The sequence below is a fragment of the Pseudomonas sp. SWI36 genome, assembly GCF_002948105.1.
Classification (GTDB): Bacteria; Pseudomonadota; Gammaproteobacteria; order Pseudomonadales; family Pseudomonadaceae; genus Aquipseudomonas; species Aquipseudomonas alloputida.
The window spans coordinates 1372594-1393619 of the sequence record NZ_CP026675.1 but is presented as its reverse complement, the minus strand read 5'-3'; the positions used below and the strand labels follow the sequence as shown (position 1 = coordinate 1393619).

18 protein-coding genes are annotated in these 21026 nt (G+C 62.5%); 5 read left to right on the top strand and 13 right to left on the bottom strand.

Annotated features, from left to right (window positions below; all coding sequences use genetic code 11):
• The first annotated feature begins 2 nt into the window (after positions 1 to 2).
• On the top strand, positions 3 to 752 hold the full coding sequence (locus C4Q27_RS06840) for a tetratricopeptide repeat protein (protein ID WP_104886660.1): 750 nt from the start codon (positions 3 to 5) through the stop codon (positions 750 to 752).
• A gap of 183 nt (positions 753 to 935) precedes the next feature.
• Here the strand turns inward: C4Q27_RS06840 and C4Q27_RS06835 are convergent, their stop codons facing one another.
• Positions 936 to 2099, bottom strand: coding sequence for a type III PLP-dependent enzyme (locus C4Q27_RS06835; protein ID WP_003248498.1), 1164 nt, complete (start codon positions 2097 to 2099; stop codon positions 936 to 938).
• A 507-nt stretch (positions 2100 to 2606) separates the two neighbouring features.
• Between C4Q27_RS06835 and C4Q27_RS06830 the strand changes: the two genes are divergently transcribed.
• The 3 genes from C4Q27_RS06830 (at position 2607) to C4Q27_RS06820 (ending at position 6613) form a co-directional block, all read left to right on the top strand.
• A complete protein-coding gene (locus C4Q27_RS06830) occupies positions 2607 to 3092 on the top strand; it encodes an RNA polymerase sigma factor (protein WP_104886659.1) in 486 nt (161 codons plus the stop codon).
• 20 nt (positions 3093 to 3112) lie between these two features.
• Positions 3113 to 4075, top strand: a complete 963-nt coding sequence (locus C4Q27_RS06825; RefSeq protein ID WP_104887849.1) for a FecR family protein — start codon at positions 3113 to 3115, stop codon at positions 4073 to 4075.
• Between the two features lie 108 nt (positions 4076 to 4183).
• The gene (locus C4Q27_RS06820; RefSeq protein WP_104886658.1) at positions 4184 to 6613 is read left to right on the top strand and encodes a TonB-dependent siderophore receptor; all 2430 of its coding nucleotides are present in this window, start codon (positions 4184 to 4186) and stop codon (positions 6611 to 6613) included.
• Between the two features lie 238 nt (positions 6614 to 6851).
• Here C4Q27_RS06820 and C4Q27_RS06815 read toward each other — a convergent pair whose 3' ends face one another.
• From C4Q27_RS06815 to C4Q27_RS06800, 4 genes are read right to left on the bottom strand one after another with little or no spacing between them, the layout of a single operon-like run.
• On the bottom strand, positions 6852 to 8009 hold the full coding sequence (locus tag C4Q27_RS06815; RefSeq protein WP_064492379.1) for a betaine/proline/choline family ABC transporter ATP-binding protein: 1158 nt from the start codon (positions 8007 to 8009) through the stop codon (positions 6852 to 6854).
• A complete protein-coding gene (locus tag C4Q27_RS06810; RefSeq protein ID WP_003248487.1) occupies positions 8006 to 8659 on the bottom strand; it encodes an ABC transporter permease in 654 nt (217 codons plus the stop codon). The genes C4Q27_RS06815 and C4Q27_RS06810 overlap by 4 nt, the downstream gene beginning before the upstream one ends.
• On the bottom strand, positions 8656 to 9567 hold the full coding sequence (locus tag C4Q27_RS06805) for a glycine betaine ABC transporter substrate-binding protein (protein WP_049586430.1): 912 nt from the start codon (positions 9565 to 9567) through the stop codon (positions 8656 to 8658). Before C4Q27_RS06805 ends, C4Q27_RS06810 begins: the two co-directional genes overlap by 4 nt.
• Before the next feature lie 13 nt (positions 9568 to 9580).
• The gene (locus C4Q27_RS06800) at positions 9581 to 10294 is read right to left on the bottom strand and encodes an ABC transporter permease (protein ID WP_004575998.1); all 714 of its coding nucleotides are present in this window, start codon (positions 10292 to 10294) and stop codon (positions 9581 to 9583) included.
• Between the two features lie 557 nt (positions 10295 to 10851).
• On the opposite strand from C4Q27_RS06800, the gene C4Q27_RS06795 reads away from it, so the two are divergent.
• Positions 10852 to 12435 carry a peptide chain release factor 3 gene (locus C4Q27_RS06795; RefSeq protein WP_003248481.1) on the top strand — a complete coding sequence of 528 codons (1584 nt, stop codon included), beginning with the start codon at positions 10852 to 10854 and terminating at the stop codon, positions 12433 to 12435.
• Between the two features lie 130 nt (positions 12436 to 12565).
• On the opposite strand, the gene C4Q27_RS06790 is transcribed toward C4Q27_RS06795, so the two are convergent.
• The 8 genes from C4Q27_RS06790 to C4Q27_RS06755 form a co-directional block, all read right to left on the bottom strand.
• Complete coding sequence (locus C4Q27_RS06790) at positions 12566 to 13645, bottom strand: polyamine ABC transporter substrate-binding protein (protein ID WP_003248478.1); 1080 nt, start codon at positions 13643 to 13645, stop codon at positions 12566 to 12568.
• A gap of 52 nt (positions 13646 to 13697) precedes the next feature.
• Positions 13698 to 14039, bottom strand: coding sequence for a cupin domain-containing protein (locus C4Q27_RS06785; RefSeq protein WP_003248474.1), 342 nt, complete (start codon positions 14037 to 14039; stop codon positions 13698 to 13700).
• Positions 14040 to 14072: 33 nt separating this feature from the next.
• Positions 14073 to 15479, bottom strand: a complete 1407-nt coding sequence (locus C4Q27_RS06780; RefSeq protein WP_104886657.1) for an FAD-binding oxidoreductase — start codon at positions 15477 to 15479, stop codon at positions 14073 to 14075.
• 64 nt (positions 15480 to 15543) lie between these two features.
• Positions 15544 to 16368, bottom strand: a complete 825-nt coding sequence (locus C4Q27_RS06775) for a nuclear transport factor 2 family protein (RefSeq protein ID WP_020191899.1) — start codon at positions 16366 to 16368, stop codon at positions 15544 to 15546.
• Positions 16369 to 17058: 690 nt separating this feature from the next.
• Entirely contained in the window at positions 17059 to 18027 is a 969-nt protein-coding gene (locus C4Q27_RS06770) for a peptide ABC transporter ATP-binding protein (protein ID WP_003255261.1), read from the bottom strand.
• Entirely contained in the window at positions 18027 to 18995 is a 969-nt protein-coding gene (locus tag C4Q27_RS06765) for an ABC transporter ATP-binding protein (protein WP_104886656.1), read from the bottom strand. The genes C4Q27_RS06770 and C4Q27_RS06765 overlap by 1 nt, the downstream gene beginning before the upstream one ends.
• 10 nt (positions 18996 to 19005) lie before the next feature.
• Positions 19006 to 19932, bottom strand: coding sequence for an ABC transporter permease subunit (locus tag C4Q27_RS06760; protein WP_003255259.1), 927 nt, complete (start codon positions 19930 to 19932; stop codon positions 19006 to 19008).
• 10 nt (positions 19933 to 19942) lie between these two features.
• Complete coding sequence (locus tag C4Q27_RS06755; protein ID WP_003255257.1) at positions 19943 to 20953, bottom strand: ABC transporter permease subunit; 1011 nt, start codon at positions 20951 to 20953, stop codon at positions 19943 to 19945.
• Positions 20954 to 21026 lie beyond the last annotated feature (73 nt).

Below are 21026 nucleotides of genomic sequence, written 5' to 3'. Positions count from 1 at the left end.
CCGTGTCCTACCTGCTGCGACGTGAGGAAGTGGTGGATGTGGCCGGCTTGCAGGCCATGCTCGAGGAAACCCCCGGCAAGGCCGCCCAGGCGATTCTGGCGGCAGCGGGGCAGGGCGTGGTCGAGGCGCAGTTGCTGCTGGGGCAGATCCTGCTGGATGGGCGTGGCATCCAGCAGGATGCCACGGTTGCCCGGCGTTGGTTCGGTATCGCTGCACAGGGTGGCAGTGCCATGGCGCACAACATGCTCGGGCGTTGCCTGGAGCATGGCTGGGGCGGCGAGGTGAATTTGGTGCATGCGGCCGTTCACTACGCCCGTGCGGCCGACTCCGGGTTGGACTGGGGTCTGTATAACCTGGGCAACCTTCTGGCGACCGGGCGTGGGGTGCCGGCCAATCAGGCGCAGGCACTGATGTGCTACGAGAAGGCTGCGCAGCTGGGGCATGCCAAGTCGATGAACCTGTATGGGCGTTACCTGGAGCAGGGCATTGCCACGGCGCCCAGCCCGGCGCGGGCGGTGCGCTGGTATCGGCGTTCGGCCGAGGCGGGGGATTTTCGTGGGATGTTCAGCCTGGCGCTGGTGCTGGTCGAGCGTGGGCAGTTGGCCGAGGCAGGGCAGTGGCTGGAGCAGGCCCGGGTTGCGGGGAACATGAATTTCCTGCGTGCTGCGTTGGTAACCCTGCAGGGTGCGGGGCCGGTGTTGATGGCCTTTGCGGCGCGGTATGCCGAGGAGATCGATCAGCGTGGTGAGTGAGGTTGACTGTGCCGGCCAATTTCCACTGGCCGTTCACCGTTGCCGCCGCCATCGTATTCGCGGGTAAACCCGCTCCTACACACGGATCGGTGGTTGGGCGCAGGGCGTTGTACGGTTTACCCGCAAAGAGGCCAGCATCGACAGCACGCACATGAAAACGGGGCCTTTCGGCCCCGTCGTGCATTACAGGTAGTATGCCTTCAGCGGCGGGAAACCGTTGAATTCCACTGCGCTGTAGCTGGTGGTGTAGGCGCCGGTCGACAGCCAGTACAGGCGGTCACCGATGGCCAGGTTCAGCGGCAGCCCGTACTTGTAGTTCTCGTACATGATGTCGGCGCTGTCGCAGGTCGGGCCGGCGATGACCACTTCCTCGGCTTCGCCTTTCTTCTCGGTCCAGATCGGGAACTTGATGGCTTCGTCCATGGTTTCGATCAGGCCGGAGAACTTGCCCACGTCGGTGTAGATCCAGCGCTCGACGGCGGTACGCGACTTGCGTGCGACCAGCACCACTTCGCTGACCAGGATGCCGGCGTTGGCGATCAGCGAACGGCCGGGCTCGAGGATGATTTCCGGCAGTTCGTCACCGAAGTCTTCCTTGAGGAAGCGGATGATTTCTTCGGCGTAGGTTTCCAGGCTGTTGGTACGGGTGATGTAGTTGGCCGGGAAGCCACCACCCATGTTGATCAGCTTCAGTTCGATGCCGTCTTCTTCTTTCAGACGTTCGAAGATTACCTTGACCTTAGCGATGGCGGCGTCCCACACGCTGATGTCGCGTTGCTGCGAGCCCACGTGGAAGGAGATGCCATAAGGCACCAGGCCCAGGTCGCGGGCGAGGATCAGCAGGTCCATGGCCATGTCGGTCTGGCAGCCGAACTTGCGGGACAGTGGCCAGTCGGCAGTGGTGGAGCCTTCAGTCAGAATACGCACATACACTTTCGAGCCCGGTGCGGCCTTGGCGATGTTGCGCAGGTCGGCTTCCGAGTCGGTGGCATACAGGCGCACGCCCTTCTCGTAGAAGTAGCGGATGTCCTTGGACTTCTTGATGGTGTTGCCGTAGCTGATGCGGTCGGCGCTGACACCGCGGCCCATCACTTTGTCCAGCTCGTAGATCGAGGCGATGTCGAAGCTCGAACCTTTCTCTTTGAGCAGGTCGATGATTTCAACGGCCGGGTTGGCCTTGACCGCGTAGTAGACCTTGGCGAATTCGAAACCGGCGCGCAGGTCGTCGTACGCCTGGCTGATCATCTGGGTGTCGATGAGTACGAACGGGGTTTCCTGCTTGTCAGCGAACGCCTTCATTTTCTGGAAGGTTTCACGCGCGAAATAGTCTTCGACCTGGATCGACATGCTCAGGGACTCCATGGGCAAACTGAAAGATTAAGTGGCTGCAAACTGAACGTCCTCCGTATCCCCACTTTGGTTCGCCTACTCAGTACTTGAGCCGGATGGATCGTTTCCAGCATGGACGTTCGGCGCGCACTTTAGGGCGTGAAGAATGCAGAATCAACAGGCAATCCGGGCGTGATCGACGTGGATCGACGACCAGCCATTTGAATAACCGACTCGTGTGACCGGCTGATGTTCCCTGCGATCTTTCAAGCGTAAAAAATTGTGGAATGGAGCGTGTTGGGCCCTTCGCGGGCAAGCCCGCTCCTACAGGGGATACGCGTTCCATGTGGGAGCGGGCTTGCCCGCGAAAGGGCCGGAGGTGTTCATATTTATGGCCACATTTTCCTGGTACCCCCGTACAGGAAATCGCCCATAAATTTTTTGTTACCGACTGGCGGATTTGCTGCTTTTGATGAGAAACATTACTATTCGCACCCTTATCTGCCTCCCTGATGACCCCCGACCGTGTCCGGACACAAAGGCTTCCTCGACCACTACCATGAGCTGATCGGCACCTGGACGCGCAAGCTGCGCAGTCGTCAGCAGGCCGAGGACCTCACCCATGATGCCTTTGTCCGGGTACTGGAAACCCCGCGCGAGCAGGTTGAGCAGCCACGCGCCTACCTGCATAAGGCTGCGCGCAACATCGCTGTGGATGGCTTCCGTCGCGAAGACCGCCGCCAGGCCCTGGAGCGGGAAGCCTTCGAAGAAGGCGCAACCGGCAGTGGCGACCCGGAAGCCTACGTGCATGCCCTGGAGCTGGCCGACAGCGTCGAGCGGGCTCTGGCCGAGCTGCCACTCAACTGTCGGCAGGTGTTCATCTGGCAGAAGCTCGAAGGCCTGACCCAGGCCGAGATTGCCGAGCGCATGGGTTTGAGCAAGAACATGGTCGAAAAGTATATGATCCGCACGCTCCGGCACCTGCGTGAGCACCTGGATGTGTCGGCATGAAGAGTCAGGAGGCCTTTTCGATGAAACAGCACGGTACCGATGCCGTCCGCGAGCAGGCGGCCGCATGGTTCGCCCGCGTGCAGGATGCACCTCGGGATGCCGGGCTGCACAAGCAGTTGCGTGCCTGGTTGGCGAGCGACGAGCATCACCGGGAAGAATATGAGCATCTCTGCCGCGTGTGGCAGGCCGCCGACTTCATTCCACGCCAGCACCTGGAGGCGCTGTGCCGGCCAGACCCGGTGCAGCAGCTGCCACGACGGCGTTTCATGCGCCAGGCGTTGGCCGCCAGTGTCGCGGTAGTGGCGCTGGGCCTGGGCTGGACCGGCTGGCACCACCTGCAACTGAACCATCAGGGCAGCCTGCAGACGGCCTTCAATGAGCGCCGTCAGGTCGAACTGCCGGATGGCTCGCATCTGGAGCTCAATGGCAGCACGCAGTTGCAGGTGGAGTTCAGCGCCGGCCAGCGGCACGTGCGCCTGAACGCCGGGGAAGTGATGTTCAGCGTCGCCCATGACAGTAACCGGCCGTTTGTGGTCGACACTGCCCAGGGCAGTGTGATCGTCACAGGTACCCGCTTTGACGTCCGCCTGGACCCAGCCAGCACCCGTGTGGCGGTGGAACAGGGGTCGGTGCGGGTGCAGGGCAAGGGCGCCTCGCTGGCGCAACTGACGGCCGGGCAGGGGTCGCATATAGATGCACAGGGCCTGGTCGCCGCACCCTATGCGGTCAACACCGGCGCCATGACCGCATGGCGACAGGGCAAGCTGGTGTTCGACAACGCAACCCTCACCGAAGTAGTGGCCGAAACCTTGCGCTACCGTAGCCAGCCATTGCGGGTCGCCCCTGGGAAAGTCGCGCGGCTGCGCCTGTCCGGCACCTTCAGTACCAACGATACAGACGCTCTGCTGCGGGCTTTGCCGAGCATCCTGCCGGTGGCCATCAAGGCCCATGAAGACGGCTCCAGCGACATAATCGCCAACTAGATTCAGGTTTTTTTTCACTCGTTCGTCTTCCTCGCCAGCTGCAACTGCCAAGCATTTCCATTTGCACGCGGTTGGCGTTTATTCCGCATTCCAGGATGTTTCGACGACGTGAACAACAACAAACCCTTCCCACGCTTTCGCGCCCTGGCGCTGGCCCTGGCGGTCAGCACCGTGGCCGTTGACAGCCAGGCCGCAGAGGCCGGCAATACCCTCCAGATCCAGGCCCAGCCGTTGGGTTCGGCGCTGAACCAGCTCGGCCAGCAGACCAGCCTGCAGCTGTTTTTCAGCCCCGAGCTGGTCGCCGGCAAACAGGCCCCGGCGGTATCGGGCAACCTGGCGCCGGTGCAGGCGCTGCAACAGCTGTTGCAAGGCAGCGGGCTCACCTACGAGATGTCCGGGGACACCGTTGTGGTGAAGCCTCTGCCGACTACCCTTGACCTGGGCAGCGGCAGCCTGGAGCTGGCACCCACCGACATCAAGGTGGTCGGTGACTGGCTGGGTGATGCCCAGCAGAGCGTGGTACAGAACCACCCCGGGGCACGCACCGTGGTACGCCGCGAGGCGATGGTGGAGAAGGGCGCAATGAACGTGCGCGACGTGCTGCGCGGCATCCCCGGCGTGCAAGTGCAGGACTCCAACGGAACCGGTGGCAGCGACCTGTCGCTGAACGTGGGCGTGCGCGGCCTTACTTCGCGCCTGTCACCACGCTCCACGGTACTGATCGATGGCATCCCGGCCGCGTTCGCGCCGTATGGCCAGCCACAGCTGTCGATGGCACCGATTTCCTCTGGCAACCTCGACAGCATCGACGTCGTGCGCGGTGCCGGCTCGGTGCGCTATGGCCCGCAGAACGTGGGCGGCGTGATCAACTTTGTAACCCGGGCGATTCCGGAAAAGGCCTCGGCAGAGCTGTCCACCACCCTGGAGACCTCCCAGCACGGTGGCTGGAAACACACCGAGTCAGCCTTCGTCGGTGGCACGGCCGACAATGGCATGGGCGTGGCGCTGTTGTACACCGGGGTGAATGGCAACGGTTACCGTGAAAGCAACAACGGCAACGACATCGACGACGTTATCCTCAAGACGCATTGGGCGCCAACCGATGTCGATGAGTTCTGGCTCAACTTCCATTATTACGATGGCCGTGCCGACATGCCGGGTGGCTTGACCCAGGCCCAATACGACAGCAACCCGTACCAGTCGCTGCGCGATTACGACTACTTCGCGGGCCGGCGCAAGGATGTGTCGTTCAAATGGCAGCGGCAGCTCGACGATGCCACCCAGTTCGAAGTGCTGACCTACTACACCGACAGCTTCCGCGGCAGCACAATAGCCTCGCGGGACATGAAGACGTTGTCGTCGTACCCGCGCAACTACCACACCTTCGCCATTGAACCCCGTGTGTCGCGCATCTTCTTTGCCGGCCCAACCACCCAGGAAGTCAGTGTCGGTTACCGTTACCTGAAGGAAGCGATGCGCGAACAGTCGACTCGCCTGGCGCTGATCGACAACGTGCCGACGGTGACCCCGACTTCCGACGGCCACGTGTTCCAGGACCGCAGCGGCGGCACCGAGGCCAGCGCCTACTACATCGACGACAAGATCGACGTGGGCAACTGGACCATTACCCCTGGCGTGCGCTTCGAGCACATCAATACCGACTGGCGCGACCGCCCGGTACTGGACGCCAACAACCGCCCGGTAGCCGAGAAAAAGCGCAGCATCACCAGCAACGAGCCTTTGCCGGCGCTGAGCGTGATGTACCACGTTTCCGATGCCTGGAAGGTATTCGCCAACTACGAGACTTCGTTCGGTAGCCTGCAGTACTTCCAGCTGGGCCAGGGCGGTTCTGGCAACAGTACGGCCAATGGCCTGGAGCCGGAAAAAGCCAAGACCTACGAAATCGGTACCCGTTATGACAATGGCGGCTTTGCCGGTGAGCTGACGGCGTTCTACATCGACTTCGATGATGAGCTGCAGTACATCAGCAACGACGTGGGCTGGACCAACCTCGGTGCGACCAAGCACCAGGGCATCGAGGCTTCGGTGCGTTATGACCTGGCAGGGCTGGACCCGCGCCTGGACGGGCTGTCGGTGAGCGGTGGCTACACCTATACCCGCGCGACCTATGAAGGGGATATCCCGGGGTTCAAGGGCCGAGACCTGCCGTTCTATTCACGCCAGGTGGCCACTGCCGGGGTGCGTTACGCGATCAACCGCTGGACCTGGAACCTGGATGCCTATGCCCAATCCAGGCAGCGCGCACCCGGTACCGGGATCAATGCCGATGGCAGTTTCAATGGCGACTACATCACCGAGCCGAGTGCTGACGGGCAGTATGGCGATATTCCGGGTTATGTGACCTGGCATGCCCGCGGTGGGTACGAATTCGGGCCTGAACTGTCCAACCTGAAGCTGGCGGCGGGGGTGAAGAACCTGTTCGACAAGCAGTACTTCACCCGCTCCAGTGACAACAATGCCGGCCTTTACGTGGGTGAGCCGCGAACCTTCTACGTGCAGGCCAGTGTTGGGTTTTGATCGAGATTGCCGGGGCCGCTTTGCGGCCCTTCGCTCGCTCTTGTAGGAGCGGGTTTACCCGCGAAAGGGCCGGGCCTGCTGGCCAATTTTCACCAGTCGTTCACCGTTGCCGCCACCACCGTATTCGCGGGTAAACCCGCTCCTACACATGATCGGTGGTGGACATACATCGGGGATTGAACACAGGCCGTTGTAGGAGCGGGTTTACCCGCGAAGGGGCGCAAAGCGCCCCCGGCGATTACGAAACCACCGCCTCGGCCGGCGAAACGATACTGCTCTTCGCTCCCCGCGATCTCCCCGAGCTCAGGTACGCAGCAATCGACTCCTGCGTCACCTCGCCCAAGAACACCTGCTCGGCATCCAGCACCGGCAACCACGCGCGGTTGAACTCGTACATGCGCGACAACAGGATGCGCAAATGCTCATCGTGCGACGCCGTGGCATTGAACGGCCGCAGGAAATCGCCACACGTCCCTTGCTGGCGGTGCATGTCACGTCGGCGCACATAGCCCAGCGCCTTGTTCTGCGCGTCGGTCACCACCACGTAGCGGCGGTCGTGCTCATCGAGCAGCTCCAGTGCGTCGCTCACTGGTGTTTCCGGGCTCACCGACGGCGCGTTGTCCGCTGCATCCTCGGCACGCACCAGCAACAGGCGTTTGAGGGTGCTGTCCTGGCCCACAAAGTTGCTGACGAAATCATCCGCCGGGTGCGCCAGTAGGGTATCCGGGTGATCCAGCTGCAACAGCTTGCCGGCACGGAAGATGGCAATCTTGTCGCCCAGTTTGATCGCTTCGTCGATGTCGTGGCTGACCATGATTACCGTCTTGTTCAGCGCCCGCTGCATTTCGAAGAACTCGTTCTGGATCATCTCGCGGTTGATCGGGTCGACCGCGCCGAACGGCTCGTCCATCAACAGCACAGGTGCATCTGCTGCCAGGGCGCGAATCACGCCGATACGCTGTTGCTGGCCGCCAGACAGCTCCCGCGGGTAGCGTTGCAGGTACTGCTTGGGTTCGAGCTTGATCATGTGCATCAGCTCGCGCGCACGCTCGTGGCATTTCTGCTTGTCCCAGCCAAGCAGGCGCGGGACCACGGTAATGTTCTCCTCGATGGTCATGTTGGGGAACAAACCGATCTGCTGGATCACATAGCCGATGTGCCGGCGCAGGGTGACTTCGTCCAGCCCGGTGGTGTCTTCGCCGTTGATGAACACCTGGCCCGAGGTGGGCGTGATCAGGCGGTTGATCATTTTCAGCGTGGTGCTCTTGCCGCAGCCCGACGGGCCGAGGAACACGCAGATTTCCCCTTCATTGACGGTGAGGCTTACCGAGTCGACGGCTTTGACGTCCTTGCCGTTGACGTTGAAGGTTTTGCTGAGGTTCTTCAGTTCGATCATGAGCGCAGTCCTTCTGGAGTCAGGGCACGTTGCAGGGTTTGCAGCAGCAGGTCGGCGATGATCGCCAGCAGGCTGACCAGTACGGCGCCGACCAGCAGCATCGACATGTCGCTGCGGCTGATGGAAGTCAGAATCAGCACGCCGAGGCCGCCGGCGCCGATGGTGGCGGCAATGGTCATGACGCCGATGTTCATCACCACGGCGGTGCGAACGCCGGCGAGGATCACCGGTACGGCGATGGGCAGCTCGACCATGCGCAGGCGCTGGCCGAAGGTCATGCCAATGCCACGCGCGGCTTCACGGATACCGGGCTCGACATTGGTCAGGGCCAGGTAGGTGTTGCGCATGATTGGCAGCAGCGAATAAAGAAACACGGCAGTGATCGCAGGCAAGGGGCCCAGCCCCTGGCCGAACTTGGAGTAGAACGGCAGCAGCAGGCCGAACAACGCAATCGATGGGATGGTCAGCAGCACTGTGGCGCTGGCCTGCAGCGGGCCGGCCACTGCCGGGAAGCGGGTCATCAGGATGCCCAGCGGCACGCCAACGAGGATCGCCAGGCCGACGGCGATGCCAACCAGCATGATGTGCTGCCAGGTCAGTTGCAGCACCTGGGCCCAGTCGAGGTGGGCGAACGTGTCGAGCAGGCTCATGGCTGTACCTCCTTGAGGGGATGCTCTCGCAGGAATGCGGCGGCCACTGCGGTCGGGTTCTGGTGGTCTACGTCAACCTTGGCATTGAGCTGGCGCATGGTCTCGTCATCGAGCTGCTCGGCCAGTGGCTTGAGCAGGGCGACCAGTTGCGGGTTGGCGTCGAGCACGGCCTTGCGCACCACCGGGGCGGCGGTGTAGTCGGGGAAGTAGTGCTTGTCGTCTTCGAGCAGCTTGAGGTTGAACGCGCTCAGGCGACCGTCGGTGGTGTAGACCAGGCCTGCGAACACCTGGTTGTTGTGCATGGCCGTGTAGACCAGGCCCGCGTCCATCTGGCGGATATTGGCGCGGCCGACCTGCAGGTCGTACATTTCCTTGAGCCCGACCAGGCCGTCGGGGCGGTTGGCGAACTCGGTGTCCAGAGCCACCAGGTGATTACGCTTGCGCTCGTCGCGCAGCACCTGGTTAAGGTCGCTGATCGAGTTGATCTGCGGGTAGGCCTCCGCGACCTGCTTTGGCAAGCCGAGGGCATAGGTGTTGCTGAATTTCGACGGGGTCAGCCAGATCAGGTCTTTTTTGGCATCCAGCTCCTTGACCTTGGCGTAGGTGGCCTCGGCGCTGGGCATACGCTCATCGATGTGGTTGTAGGACACGAGCGACACCCCGGTGTATTCCCACATCAGGTCGAGCTGGCCGGTTTCCTGGGCCTGACGTGCGAGGCTGCTGCCAAGCCCGCCGATGACACGCACATCGAAGCCATTGGCGCGCAGGTACTGCGCGGTGATTTCGGCGAGCACGGTCTGTTCGGTGAACACCCGCGCGCCGATGCGGATCAGCGGTTTTTCCGCTGCCTGGGCAAATCCTGCGAACAGCAGGGCCGCGCCCAGCAGCAAGGCGATTCTCTTCTTCATACGTTTCCTATCCTTATTGGGCCAGGCCACGTTCCAGCCAGCGCCTGCTGGAGAAACTCACCGCCGCGTCCAGTACCAGTGCCAGTAGCGCGGTGCAGGCGGCCCCCAGCAGCAGCTGCGGCTGGTTGTTCAGGGCGATGCCGGGGAAGATCAGGCTGCCCAGGCTGTTGGCACCGATCAGGAACGCCAGCGGTGCGGTGCCCACGTTCAACGCCAGGGCCACGCGTACGCCGCCGACGATGATCGGCACGGCGTTGGGCAGCTCCACTTGCCAGAGTTGCTGGCGCGGGGTCATGCCAATGCCGGTAGCGGCTTCCTTGAGCGATGCGGGGACGTTTTTCAGGCCTTCGTAGGTGTTGCGCACGATGGGCAGGAGGGACGCGAGGAACAGTGCGAAGATCGCAGGCCCGGCGCCGATGCCCAGGATACTCAGGGCGATGGCCAGAACGGCCAGAGGGGGGATGGTGTTGCCAACGTTGAAGAACTGCATGAAGCGCTCGGCTTTGTCGACCCGGTGCGGTCGACTTAACGCAATGCCGGCGGGGATGCCCACGGCCAGCGCCGCCACCATCGAAGCCAGCACCAATACCAGGTGCGCTTGCAGGTAGAACCCAAGATCGTCGCGATAACGCGCGATCGTGTCGATGCCGATCCAGTGGACCAGCAGGGCCAGGATGACGAGCACGGCGGCCCATCCCAACAGCCCCTTTCCGTAGCGTTTAGCCACAGGTGGACTCCTTGTGTAGTCGGCGAGCACACTTCTTGGTTGCCGGCCAGTCCTGGCGGCGGGTGGTGTGTTCGCGAGTAGCAGCGTGATGCAAACCGAGGGCTGCGATCAGGCCATGAGCCGAACCCCGTCGGGCCCGAAAATGCTGATGAAACCAGTCCCCAACCGAAGCGGTTTGCAGGGGAGTGGACGTCTCCGTGGGCGTAAAGGTTCCCATCTGGGACGGCATTTGGCCAGCGTTAATCGCTGGGTTGCGGGTTTTTTGGCGAGAAAAAACAGCGACTTGATGTGCTGCAGGCGTTGAAATAACTGCGTTTTGGTTATTTGTCGTGATAAAGCGATTGCCTGTTGGGTTTGTTTTGTCTGTGCTGGCCTCTTCGTGGGTAAACCCGCTCCTACGAAGACTGCACCGCATCCGAATCCTGTGTCGTACCTGTAGGCGCGGGTTTACCCGCGACGAGGCCGGTACAGGCGCCATTCATTCGGCAGATTTTGGTCCAGGCCCAACTTCAGGTATGATACTGCCCCTTTCAAATCCCCCAGTCAGGCGATTTCCCATGACCAACCAGGCCGCCGAAGTCGCGAAGCGCCGCACTTTCGCAATCATTTCCCACCCCGACGCCGGTAAGACCACCATCACCGAGAAGCTGCTGCTGATGGGCAAGGCCATTGCCGTCGCCGGTACCGTGAAGTCGCGCAAGTCCGACCGCCATGCCACCTCCGACTGGATGGAAATGGAGAAGCAGCGCGGCATCTCCATCACCACCTCGGTGATGCAGTTCCCGTACCGCGAGCACATGATCAACCTGCTCGACACCCCCGGCCACGAAGACTTCTCGGAAGACACCTACCGCACCCTGACCGCGGTGGACTCGGCGCTGATGGTGCTCGACGGCGGTAAAGGCGTTGAGCCGCGTACCATCGCCCTGATGGACGTGTGCCGCCTGCGCGACACGCCAATCGTCAGCTTCATCAACAAACTCGACCGAGACATCCGCGACCCGATCGAACTGCTCGACGAAATCGAAGCCGTTTTGAAGATCAAGGCCGCGCCAATCACCTGGCCGATCGGTTGCTACCGCGACTTCAAGGGCGTGTACCACCTGACCGGTGACTACATCGTGGTGTACACCCCGGGCCACGGCCACGAGCGCACCGAAGCCAAGATCATCCAGAAGCTGGACTCGGACGAAGCCCGCGCGCACCTGGGCGACCAGTACGATTCGTTCGTCGAGCAACTGGAGCTGGTGCAGGGCGCTTGCCACGAGTTCAACCAGGAAGAGTTCATCAACGGTCAGCTGACCCCGGTGTTCTTCGGTACTGCGCTGGGCAACTTCGGTGTCGACCACGTGCTCGACGCCGTGGTCGACTGGGCGCCGCGCCCGCTTGGCCGTGTGGCCCACGAGCGCACCGTGGAGCCTGTGGAAGAGAAGTTCACCGGCTTCGTGTTCAAGATCCAGGCGAACATGGACCCGAAACACCGCGACCGTATCGCCTTCATGCGCATCTGCTCGGGCAAGTACGAGAAGGGCATGAAAATGCGCCACGTGCGCTTGAACAAAGACCTGCGTATCGGCGATGCGCTGACGTTCTTCTCCTCCGAGCGTGAGCAGCTGGAAGAAGCCTTTGCCGGTGACATCATCGGCCTGCACAACCACGGCACCATCCAGATCGGCGACACCTTCACCGAAGGCGAGGCGCTGGGCTTCACCGGTATTCCGCACTTCGCGCCGGAGCTGTTCCGCCGCGTCCGCCTGAAAGACCCGCTGAAATCCAAGCAACTGCGTCAAGGCCTGCAGCAGCTGGCCGAAGAAGGTGCTACTCAGGTGTTCTTCCCTGAGCGCAGCAACGACATCATCTTGGGTGCGGTCGGTGTGCTGCAGTTCGACGTGGTCGCCAGCCGCCTGAAGGAAGAGTACAAGGTCGAGTGCGCCTACGAGCCTATCACCGTCTGGTCGGCGCGCTGGATCAGCTGCGATGACAAGAAGAAGCTCGAGGAATTCCAGACCAAGGCCATGGAAAACCTGGCCATCGACGGCGGCGGTCACCTGACCTACCTGGCGCCGACCCGGGTCAACCTGGCGCTGATGGAAGAGCGCTGGCCGGACATCAAGTTCCGCGCTACCCGCGAGCACCATTAAGGCCTGAAATCGGGGCTGCTTTGCAGCCCTTCGCGGGCACGCCCGCTCCCACAGGAATCACCAGACCTGGAGGTCATGTGATACCTGTGGGAGCGGGCGTGCCCGCGAAGGGCCGCTAGGCGGCCCCATTTCAATTTCCGGCTTTGATACTGGTCCAGATTCGCGTACGAATACGGTCGATCTTCGCCGGCATCGCCTCCAGCGCATACAGCTTGCCCATCACCTCGTCGCTCGGGTAAATCATCGTATTACCCTTCATCGCCGGGTCCACCAACCCGTCCGCCTTGAGGTTGCCGTTGGCGTACTGGACGTGGTTGCTGATGTTGGCCATCACCTCCGGCTGCAGCAGGTAGTTCATGTAGGCATATCCGGCCTTTTCATCCGGCGCATCGACGGGCATGGCGACCATGTCGAACCACATCGGCGCGCCCTCCTTGGGTATCGAATAGCCCACCTTCACGCCATTGTTCGCCTCATCGGCGCGGTTCTTCGCCTGCAGCACATCCCCCGAGAACCCCACTACCACGCAGATATCGCCGTTGGCCAGGTCGCCCGTGTACTTGGACGAGTGGAAATAGCTGATGTAAGGCCGCACTTTCATCAGCAGGTCCTTGGCCTTCTCGTAGTCCTTGGGGTCTTGGCTGTGATGGGGCAAGCCCAGGTAGTGCAGGGCGATCGGCAGCAGTTCGGGGCCATTGTCCAGCACCGCGACGCCGCAGCTTTTCAGCTTGCTCATGTACTCGGGCTTGAAGATCAGGTCCCAGGAGTCCACGGGCGCGTTGTCGCCGAGCACCGCCTTGACCTTGTCGATGTTGTAGCCAATACCGGTACTGCCCCACAGGTACGGGAAGCCGTACTGGTTGCCCGGGTCGTTCACCTCCAGCGCCTTGAGCAGCACCGGGTTGAGGTTGTGCCAGTTAGGCAGCTGGGATTTGTCCAGGCGCTTCAAGGCCTTGCCCTGGATCTGCCGGGCCATGAAATGGTTGGAGGGGAACACCACGTCGTAGCCGGAATTGCCGGTCATCAACTTGCCATCGAGGGTTTCATTGCTGTCGTACACGTCATAGGTCGGCACGATGCCGCTGGCTTGCTGGAAGTTCTTCAACGTATCGGGGGCCACGTAGCTGGACCAGTTGTAGATCTTCACCGTTTCAGCGGCGCTGGCCACGCTGGCGGCCAGCATCAGGGGGGCGAGGAGGAAGGTGCGCATGTCGGGTTTACCTTGCTTTGTCTGTTGTTATCGAAGGCAGGCGATCAGCGGATCAGAAAATAAGCACGTAGGTCTTGCGCACGGTCTCCAGGATGTCCCAGGTGCCGGTGCTGTTGGCCGGTAGCATCAATGCGTCTCCGGCTTCTATGACCAGGGGCTCGCCACCGTCGGGGGTGAACGTGCAGCGGCCCTTGATGAAATGGCAGAACTCCTGTTGCACGATCTGCCGCCGCCAGCGCCCTGGGGTGCATTCCCAGATGCCGGTTTCAACGCCATCGCTGCGCTCCACGCAGGTGACTGACGTGACTGCCACGGGTTCGCCGAGCGGTACCGCGACCGGGTTGGAGCTGTCGAGCACGGCAAATTCGGTGTTCTTGAACTGGGTGATGCTCATGACCGGTGGATCCTGTACGAGTGATAAGGGAAGTCAGTGCATGAAGCCTTCCATGAAGTCCGCAACCGAGATGGCCAGGCGCCGCCTCCACGGCGCACTGGCGGGGTTGGCGAGGGTCCGGTCCTCATGGACGAAACTCTGGATGATCGCGTTGTAGCCCAGCCAGCGGCAGGGCTCGGGAGGCCAGCTGGCCAGGCTCGATAGCGGGCGGTTGTCGAGCACCCAGGGTTGCGCCGTCAGTTCGTTGCGCTGGTTGAGGATCAGCGCCGCCAGGGTGCGCCCACCCAGGTTGGTAGCCCCGACGCCTTCGCCGCCGTAGCCGCCGGCAAGGGCGATGCCGCGCTGGCGGTCGCAGAGCATGTGTGGGCGGAAGCGTCGCGCCATGCCGAGGTTGCCGCCCCAGGTATGAGTGATGCGTACCTGTTTGAGCTGCGGGAACAGTTCGCCGAACAGGTAGCGGCGCAGTTCGACTTCGTGTTCGTCGAGGTTGAAGTTCTCGCGCAGACGCCCACCGAAGCGGTAGCCACCGCGAGCACCGAAGACCAGGCGGTTGTCGGCGGTGCGCTGGCCATACGTGACCTGGCGGCTGCTTTCACTGAAGGCTTGGCCCTTGCTCAGGCCAATTTGCTCCCAGGTGGCCTCTGGCAGCGGCTCGGTGGCCACCAGCAGGCTCTGTACTGGCAATTGGTGTTTGCCCAGTGGCGGCAGGCTGGCGGCGTAACCCTCCACTGCAGGTACCATCCATTGGCAGCGAATCTGTGCCAGCGGGGTACGCACCTCGCTCGGCTGCCAGTCGATGGCCGGGGTGTTTTCGTAGATCGTTACGCCCAGCGCTTCCACTGCCCGGGCAAGGCCGCGCACCAGCTTGGCTGGCTGGATGGTCGCCGTGTGCGGGCTGTAGATGGCTCCAAACGCATTGCTGACCCGTAACTGGTTACCCAGCTGCTCGGGGCTCAGCCAGCGGTAGTCGTCCTCGGTCATGCCTTGGCGATACAAGTCGTCGAGGTAGGCGCGCAGGCTGCGTTCCTGCTCCGGGTAGCGCGCTGCGCAATAAAGGACGCCGCCTTTGCGGTAGTCGCAGTCGATGCCTTCGCTTTGCAGCACGCGATGCACTTCATCCGGGATGCCGTGCAGCAGGTCGATGCTGGCGCGGCGCTGTTGCGGCGAGAGGGTGCCGAGCAGGCGGTCTTCGCCGAGCAGGTTGCCCATCAGCCAGCCCCCATTACGGCCGGAGGCGCCGAAGCCAGCGATTTGGGCTTCGATCACCGCAATGTTCAGCTGGGGGGCCTGGCGCTTGAGGTAGTACGCGGTCCAAAGGCCGGTATAGCCGGCACCGATGATGCACACGTCAACGTCGAGGTCATTGCGCAGTGCCGGGCGCGCGCACAGCGGCTCGTCGAGCTGGTCCATCCACAGGCTGAGCGTGCGCAGGGGTTGCATCGGGTTCGGCTCCACATCCGTCAAGGTCTGTGGGCGATGCTAGTGGTGTCAGTGGGCGGCTGTCTTACGTGCGTGCACGCAGGGAAATTTGCTTCAGGTAGGCCTTTGGCGTGAGCCCGGTGTGTTCGCGGAAGCACTTGTAGAACGCCGACAGCGAGTTGAAACCGGCACTGAAGGCCAGCTCGTCGATCGTCGCCTCGACGCTGTCGTCGCCGAGGCTGGCCATCAGGTGCTGCAGGCGTGCCTGGTTGACGTAGCGGTAGAAGCTTTGCCCCAGCACCTGGTTGAGCAGGTAGGAAATCTGGTTGCGGCTGTAGCCGCTGGCGTCGGCGACCTGTTGCAGGTCGAGCTCCGGGTCGAGGTAGGGGCGTTGACGCTGGAAGTAATGCTCCAGGTCCTGGGCCATGGTCGACAACTGCCGAGGCGACAGGCCCAGGCGGCTGGTGGCGGGGCGCGGACCGCTGTTGGCGTGGCCTGTGCCGTTCCGGCGGACCAGCGTGGCGTATTCGTTGACCCGCCAGATCAGCCCGTCCCTGACGGTGATCGCCTCGCTGGACTGGAACGCAACCAGGCCGTCGCCGCCCTGGACCGTGACCTGATACTGGATGAATGCGGTGCAGCCATCGACGCGAATGCGGTCGCTGTGGACGATGTCCTCGCCGGCTTCATGGGGCAGGCAAGCGCGTACGTAGTCGCGCAGTTCCTGGTGGCCGAGCACGCGGTTCTGGAAGAAGTCGTGGTACTGGATATCGGGGTGGTAGAGCGCCATGACACCGTCGAGGTCGCGGTGCTTCCAGCAGAGGTGGTAGCGCAGCACGATTTCGGCGGTAAGCGGCGTTTGCTCGGGGCCGTCGGGGAGGGTGGTGGCGATCATGGGAGGATAGTGCATTGCAGAACACCCAGGTGCAAGGGCGTGGATCCTGCATATTGCACGGTTTGCTCAGGCGGCTTGGAGGGTAAGCCTTTGATTCTTATGAATGTAGTTTTTTGATACAACTGGCATGGCGGCTGCACCTTTCTTGTCACCATCGAACAAGGAGAAAGGCCATGCGCTCGATACTGCTTTGGATGATTGGGGTGCCGATTCCGGTGATCATTCTGATCTGGTTCTTTATGCATTGAGATTTTGGGGGCCGCTTTTTGCGGCCCTTTTGCGCCCAATTAGGCTTGACGGCGTCTGCAGTCAGCAAGCAGGTATCAAAGCATTGAAAATGCCTTGTCCCGTACACAAAAAAATTGACACTCCCCTGATAGTCGAATCCCGGTATCCGTCCGGCCAACACATCTTCCTGACGGAACCGGCGAAGGCCATGGTGTCCACCTAAAAGTGGACACCATTTCTGGCCCATCAAGCGGATTTTCCAGGCATCCTCAGCGCCGTACCTACAATAAACCTTTCAAAGCCCAGAGTGCGACGAGCCCGGCGCCTCCATCGCAAACATCGCCTTGGGCTACAGCCTCAATGGCAACCTCGTCCACAAATGGATTCAGCTCCACAATCAAAAAGCCTTGGTACTTCAGCTGGGCAGCGCAGCAAACTGCTGTTTTTCGCATTGAGGGCTGCCCAGTTTTCTAACAGTTAAAGAAACTGCTCCGCATAGTGGCAGGCCACCTGCCGCGTACTCACCTGCCTCAGCGCCGGCACCTCCTTGGCACACCGCTCGGTCGCGTACGGGCAGCGTTTGTGGAAGGCACACCCATCCGGCGGGTTCAGCGGGTTGGGCAGCTCCCCGACGATGCGAATCTTAGGCTTCAACGGGTCTGGATGAATCGCCGGTGTCGCCGACAGCAGCGCCTGGGTATAGGGATGCAGCGGCTTGTTGTAGATGTCCTCCTTCGGCCCCATTTCTGCCGGCCGCCCCAGGTACATCACCAGTACCTGATCCGCCACATGCCGCACCACCGCCAGGTTGTGCGAGATGAACACGTAGGCAGTGTTGAACTCCTTCTGCAGATCCATGAACAAGTTCAGCACCTGCGCCTGAATCGACACGTCCAGCGCGGAGGTCGGTTCGTCGGCCACCAGCACCTTGGGCTGCAGCATCATCGCCCGGGCCAGGGCGATACGCTGGCGCTGGCCGCCAGAGAACATGTGTGGGTAGCGCTGGTAGTGCTCGGGGCGCAGGCCGACCTGTTCCATCATCTTCTGCACCTTGTCCCGGCGCTCGGCCTTGCTCAGCGAGGTGTTGATCAGCAGCGGTTCGGCCAGTTGGTCACCGATCTTCTGCCTTGGGTTGAGCGAGGCGTAGGGGCTCTGGAACACCATCTGTACATCGCGGCGCAGTTGTTTGCGCTCTGCCTTGCTGGCGCCCTTCACCTCGGTGCCGGCAATTTGCAGCGAGCCGGACGACGGCTCTTCGATCAGCGTCAGGGCGCGGGCCAGGGTCGACTTGCCGCAGCCGGACTCGCCGACTACAGCCAGGGTCTTGCCGGCCTCCAGTTCGAATGAAACGCCATTGAGCGCACGGACCAGGGCATGGCCCTTGAACAGCCCGCGGGAGACTTCGTAGTGCCGGGTCAGCTCCCGGGCGGATAGAACGACGGCCATCACGCCACCTCCTGGTTCAGCGGGTAGAAGCAACGCACCAGGCTGTGGGCCTGAGGGTCGAGGGGGGGGCGCTGGCGCCGGCAATTGTCCTGAACATAGGGGCAGCGTGGTGACAGCAGGCAACCGACCGGGCGGTCGTAGCGGCCGGGGACGATGCCAGGCAGGGTGGCCAGGCGTTCGGCGCCAATGCTGTGCTCGGGGATCGCCGCTAGCAGGGCTTCACTGTAAGGGTGGGCGGGCGCATCGAACAGTTCTGGCACCTGGCCCACTTCCACGGCCTGGCCGGCGTACATCACGCACACCCGCCTGGCGGTTTCGGCGACCACGGCGAGGTCGTGGGTGATCAGGATGAGCGCCATGTTGCGCTCCTTCTGCAGGTTGACCAGCAGTTCCATGATCTGTGCCTGGATCGTCACGTCGAGGGCCGTGGTCGGTTCGTCGGCGATCAGCAGCTTTGGCTCGCCGGCAATGGCCATGGCGATCGCCACACGTTGGCTCATGCCGCCTGACAGCTGGTGCGGGTAAGCGTCCAGGCGGCTTTCGGCGGCCGGGATCTCGACCTTTTTCAAGAGCTCCAGAGCACGCTGGCGTGCAGCCTTGCCTTTCAGGCCCAGGTGCTGTCGTAGCACTTCCTCGATCTGGAAGCCTACGGTGTAGCTGGGGTTGAGCGCGGTCATCGGGTCCTGGAAGACCATGGCGATGTCCTTGCCCACCACCTTGCGCCGCTGACGGCCGCTGAGCTTGAGCATGTCGGTGCCGTCGAAGGTCAGGGCGTCGGCGGTGATGCGCCCGGGGGCGTCGATCAGGCCCATCAGGGCCATCATGGTGACCGATTTACCCGAGCCGGACTCGCCGACAATGGCCAGGATTTCGCCGGCGTCTACCACCAGGTCAAGGCCGTCCACCACGGGTACCGCATTGGCGTCGCCGAAGCGCACGTTGAGGTTGTTGATCTGCAAAAGTGGCATGGCGTTTTCCTCAGGCGGCGTTCTTGAGTTTCGGGTCCAGCGCATCGCGCAGGCCGTCGCCCATCAGGTTGATTGCCAGCACACTGAGCAGGATGGTCAGGCCGGGCAGGCTTACCACCCACCAGGCGCGCTCGATGTAATCCCGGGCCGAAGCCAGCATGGTGCCCCACTCGGGGGTTGGCGGCTGTACGCCGAGGCCGAGGAAGCCCAGTGCGGCGGCGTCAAGGATGGCCGAGGAGAAGCTGAGCGTGGCCTGCACGATCAGCGGTGCCATGCAGTTGGGCAGCACGGTGACGAACATCAGTCGGGGCAAGCCGGCGCCGGCCAGGCGTGCGGCGGTGACGTAGTCGCGGTTAAGTTCGCCCATCACCGCGGCGCGGGTCAGGCGCACGTAGGACGGCAGGGAAACGATGGCGATGGCAATCACGGTGTTGATCAGGCCAGGGCCGAGGATGGCGACGATGGCCACGGCCAGCAACAGCGACGGCAAGGCCAGCATCACGTCCATCAGGCGCATGATCGACGGGCCGAGCAACTGCGGGAAAAAGCCGGCCAGCAGGCCAAGGAGAATGCCTGGGATCAGTGACATCACCACTGACGACAGGCCGATCAGCAGCGATAGCCGTGCACCCTGAATCAGCCGCGAAAGCAGATCACGGCCCAGTTCGTCGGTGCCCAGGATGAACTGCCAGGTGCCGCCTTCCAGCCACACCGGCGGGGTCAGCAGGAAGTCGCGGTACTGCTCGCTCGGGTCATGCGGGGCTACCCAAGGTGCGAACAGCGCGCAGAACACCACCAGGCACATGAAGGCCAGGCCCATCACCGCGCCCTTGTTGCGCGCGAAGGCTTGCCAGAATTCTTTGTACGGGGAGGGGTAGAGCAGGCTCTGGTCCACCGGGCTGGCCGGTGACACGGATTTTGTAATCGGGCTAGTCATGGCAAGGGCCTCAGCGCTGATGACGGATGCGTGGGTTGGCCAGGCCGTAGAGGATGTCCACGACGAAGTTGACCAGAATCACCAGGCAGGCGATCAACAGGATGCCGTTCTGGACCACGGGGTAGTCACGGGCACCGATGGCTTCGATCAGCCATTTGCCGATGCCCGGCCAGGAAAAGATGGTTTCGGTCAGCACCGCACCGGCCAGCAGCGTGCCGACCTGCAGGCCGAACACGGTCAGCACCGGGATCAGCGCATTGCGCAGGCCATGGACGAACACCACACGGGCCGGCGACAGGCCTTTGGCGCGGGCGGTGCGGATGTAGTCTTCACGCAGTACTTCCAGCATCGACGAGCGGGTCATGCGGGCGATCACCGCGAGCGGGATGGTGCCGAGCACGATGGCCGGCAGGATCAAGTGCATCACAGCGTCCTTGAACGCGCCTTCTTCATCGCTGAGCAGGGTGTCGATAAGCATGAAGCCGGTCTTCGGCTCGATGTCGTAGAGCAGGTCGATGCGCCCGGACACCGGGGTCCAGCCCAGGCTCACGGAGAAGAACATGATCAGGATCAGGCCCCACCAGAAAATCGGCATCGAGTAGCCGGCCAGTGATATGCCCATGACCCCGTGGTCGAACAGCGAACCGCGCTTGAGTGCGGCGATTACACCGGCCAGCAGGCCGACGACGCCGGCGAACAGCAGGGCGGCGAAGGCCAGCTCCAGGGTGGCCGGGAACAGGGTGAGGAACTCGCGCCACACGCTTTCGCGGGTGCGCAGCGATTCGCCAAGGTCACCTTGGGCAAGTTTGCCGACGTAGTCCAGGTACTGGACCGGCAGTGGCTTGTTCAGGCCCAGGCGTTCCATGGCCTGGGCATGCATTTCGGGGTCGACCCTGCGCTCGCCCATCATCACTTCCACCGGGTCGCCGGGGATCAGGCGTATGAGCGCGAAGGTCAGCAAGGTGATGCCGAAAAAGGTCGGTATCAGCAGGCCAAGGCGCCGGGCAATAAAACTCAACATTGTCGGGGTTACCTCATCAGGCCGTGGGGCGATCAGCCCGGTACGGCAGAGCCGCCGGTCCCCGTGTGGGTGG

Bases quoted from the DNA above. Each gene is read 5' to 3' on its own strand.
- C4Q27_RS06795 (WP_003248481.1), top strand. From the start codon at position 10,852: ATGACCAACCAGGCCGCCGAAGTCGCGAAGCGCCGCACTTTCGCAATC.
- C4Q27_RS06825 (WP_104887849.1), top strand. From the start codon at position 3,113: ATGAAACAGCACGGTACCGATGCCGTCCGCGAGCAGGCGGCCGCATGG.
- C4Q27_RS06760 (WP_003255259.1), bottom strand. From the start codon at position 19,932: ATGACTAGCCCGATTACAAAATCCGTGTCACCGGCCAGCCCGGTGGAC.
- C4Q27_RS06790 (WP_003248478.1), bottom strand. From the start codon at position 13,645: ATGCGCACCTTCCTCCTCGCCCCCCTGATGCTGGCCGCCAGCGTGGCC.
- C4Q27_RS06755 (WP_003255257.1), bottom strand. From the start codon at position 20,953: ATGTTGAGTTTTATTGCCCGGCGCCTTGGCCTGCTGATACCGACCTTT.
- C4Q27_RS06815 (WP_064492379.1), bottom strand. From the start codon at position 8,009: ATGATCGAACTGAAGAACCTCAGCAAAACCTTCAACGTCAACGGCAAG.
- C4Q27_RS06775 (WP_020191899.1), bottom strand. From the start codon at position 16,368: ATGCACTATCCTCCCATGATCGCCACCACCCTCCCCGACGGCCCCGAG.
- C4Q27_RS06785 (WP_003248474.1), bottom strand. From the start codon at position 14,039: ATGAGCATCACCCAGTTCAAGAACACCGAATTTGCCGTGCTCGACAGC.
- C4Q27_RS06780 (WP_104886657.1), bottom strand. From the start codon at position 15,479: ATGCAACCCCTGCGCACGCTCAGCCTGTGGATGGACCAGCTCGACGAG.
- C4Q27_RS06810 (WP_003248487.1), bottom strand. From the start codon at position 8,659: ATGAGCCTGCTCGACACGTTCGCCCACCTCGACTGGGCCCAGGTGCTG.
- C4Q27_RS06765 (WP_104886656.1), bottom strand. From the start codon at position 18,995: ATGCCACTTTTGCAGATCAACAACCTCAACGTGCGCTTCGGCGACGCC.
- C4Q27_RS06770 (WP_003255261.1), bottom strand. From the start codon at position 18,027: ATGGCCGTCGTTCTATCCGCCCGGGAGCTGACCCGGCACTACGAAGTC.
- C4Q27_RS06805 (WP_049586430.1), bottom strand. From the start codon at position 9,567: ATGAAGAAGAGAATCGCCTTGCTGCTGGGCGCGGCCCTGCTGTTCGCA.
- C4Q27_RS06835 (WP_003248498.1), bottom strand. From the start codon at position 2,099: ATGTCGATCCAGGTCGAAGACTATTTCGCGCGTGAAACCTTCCAGAAA.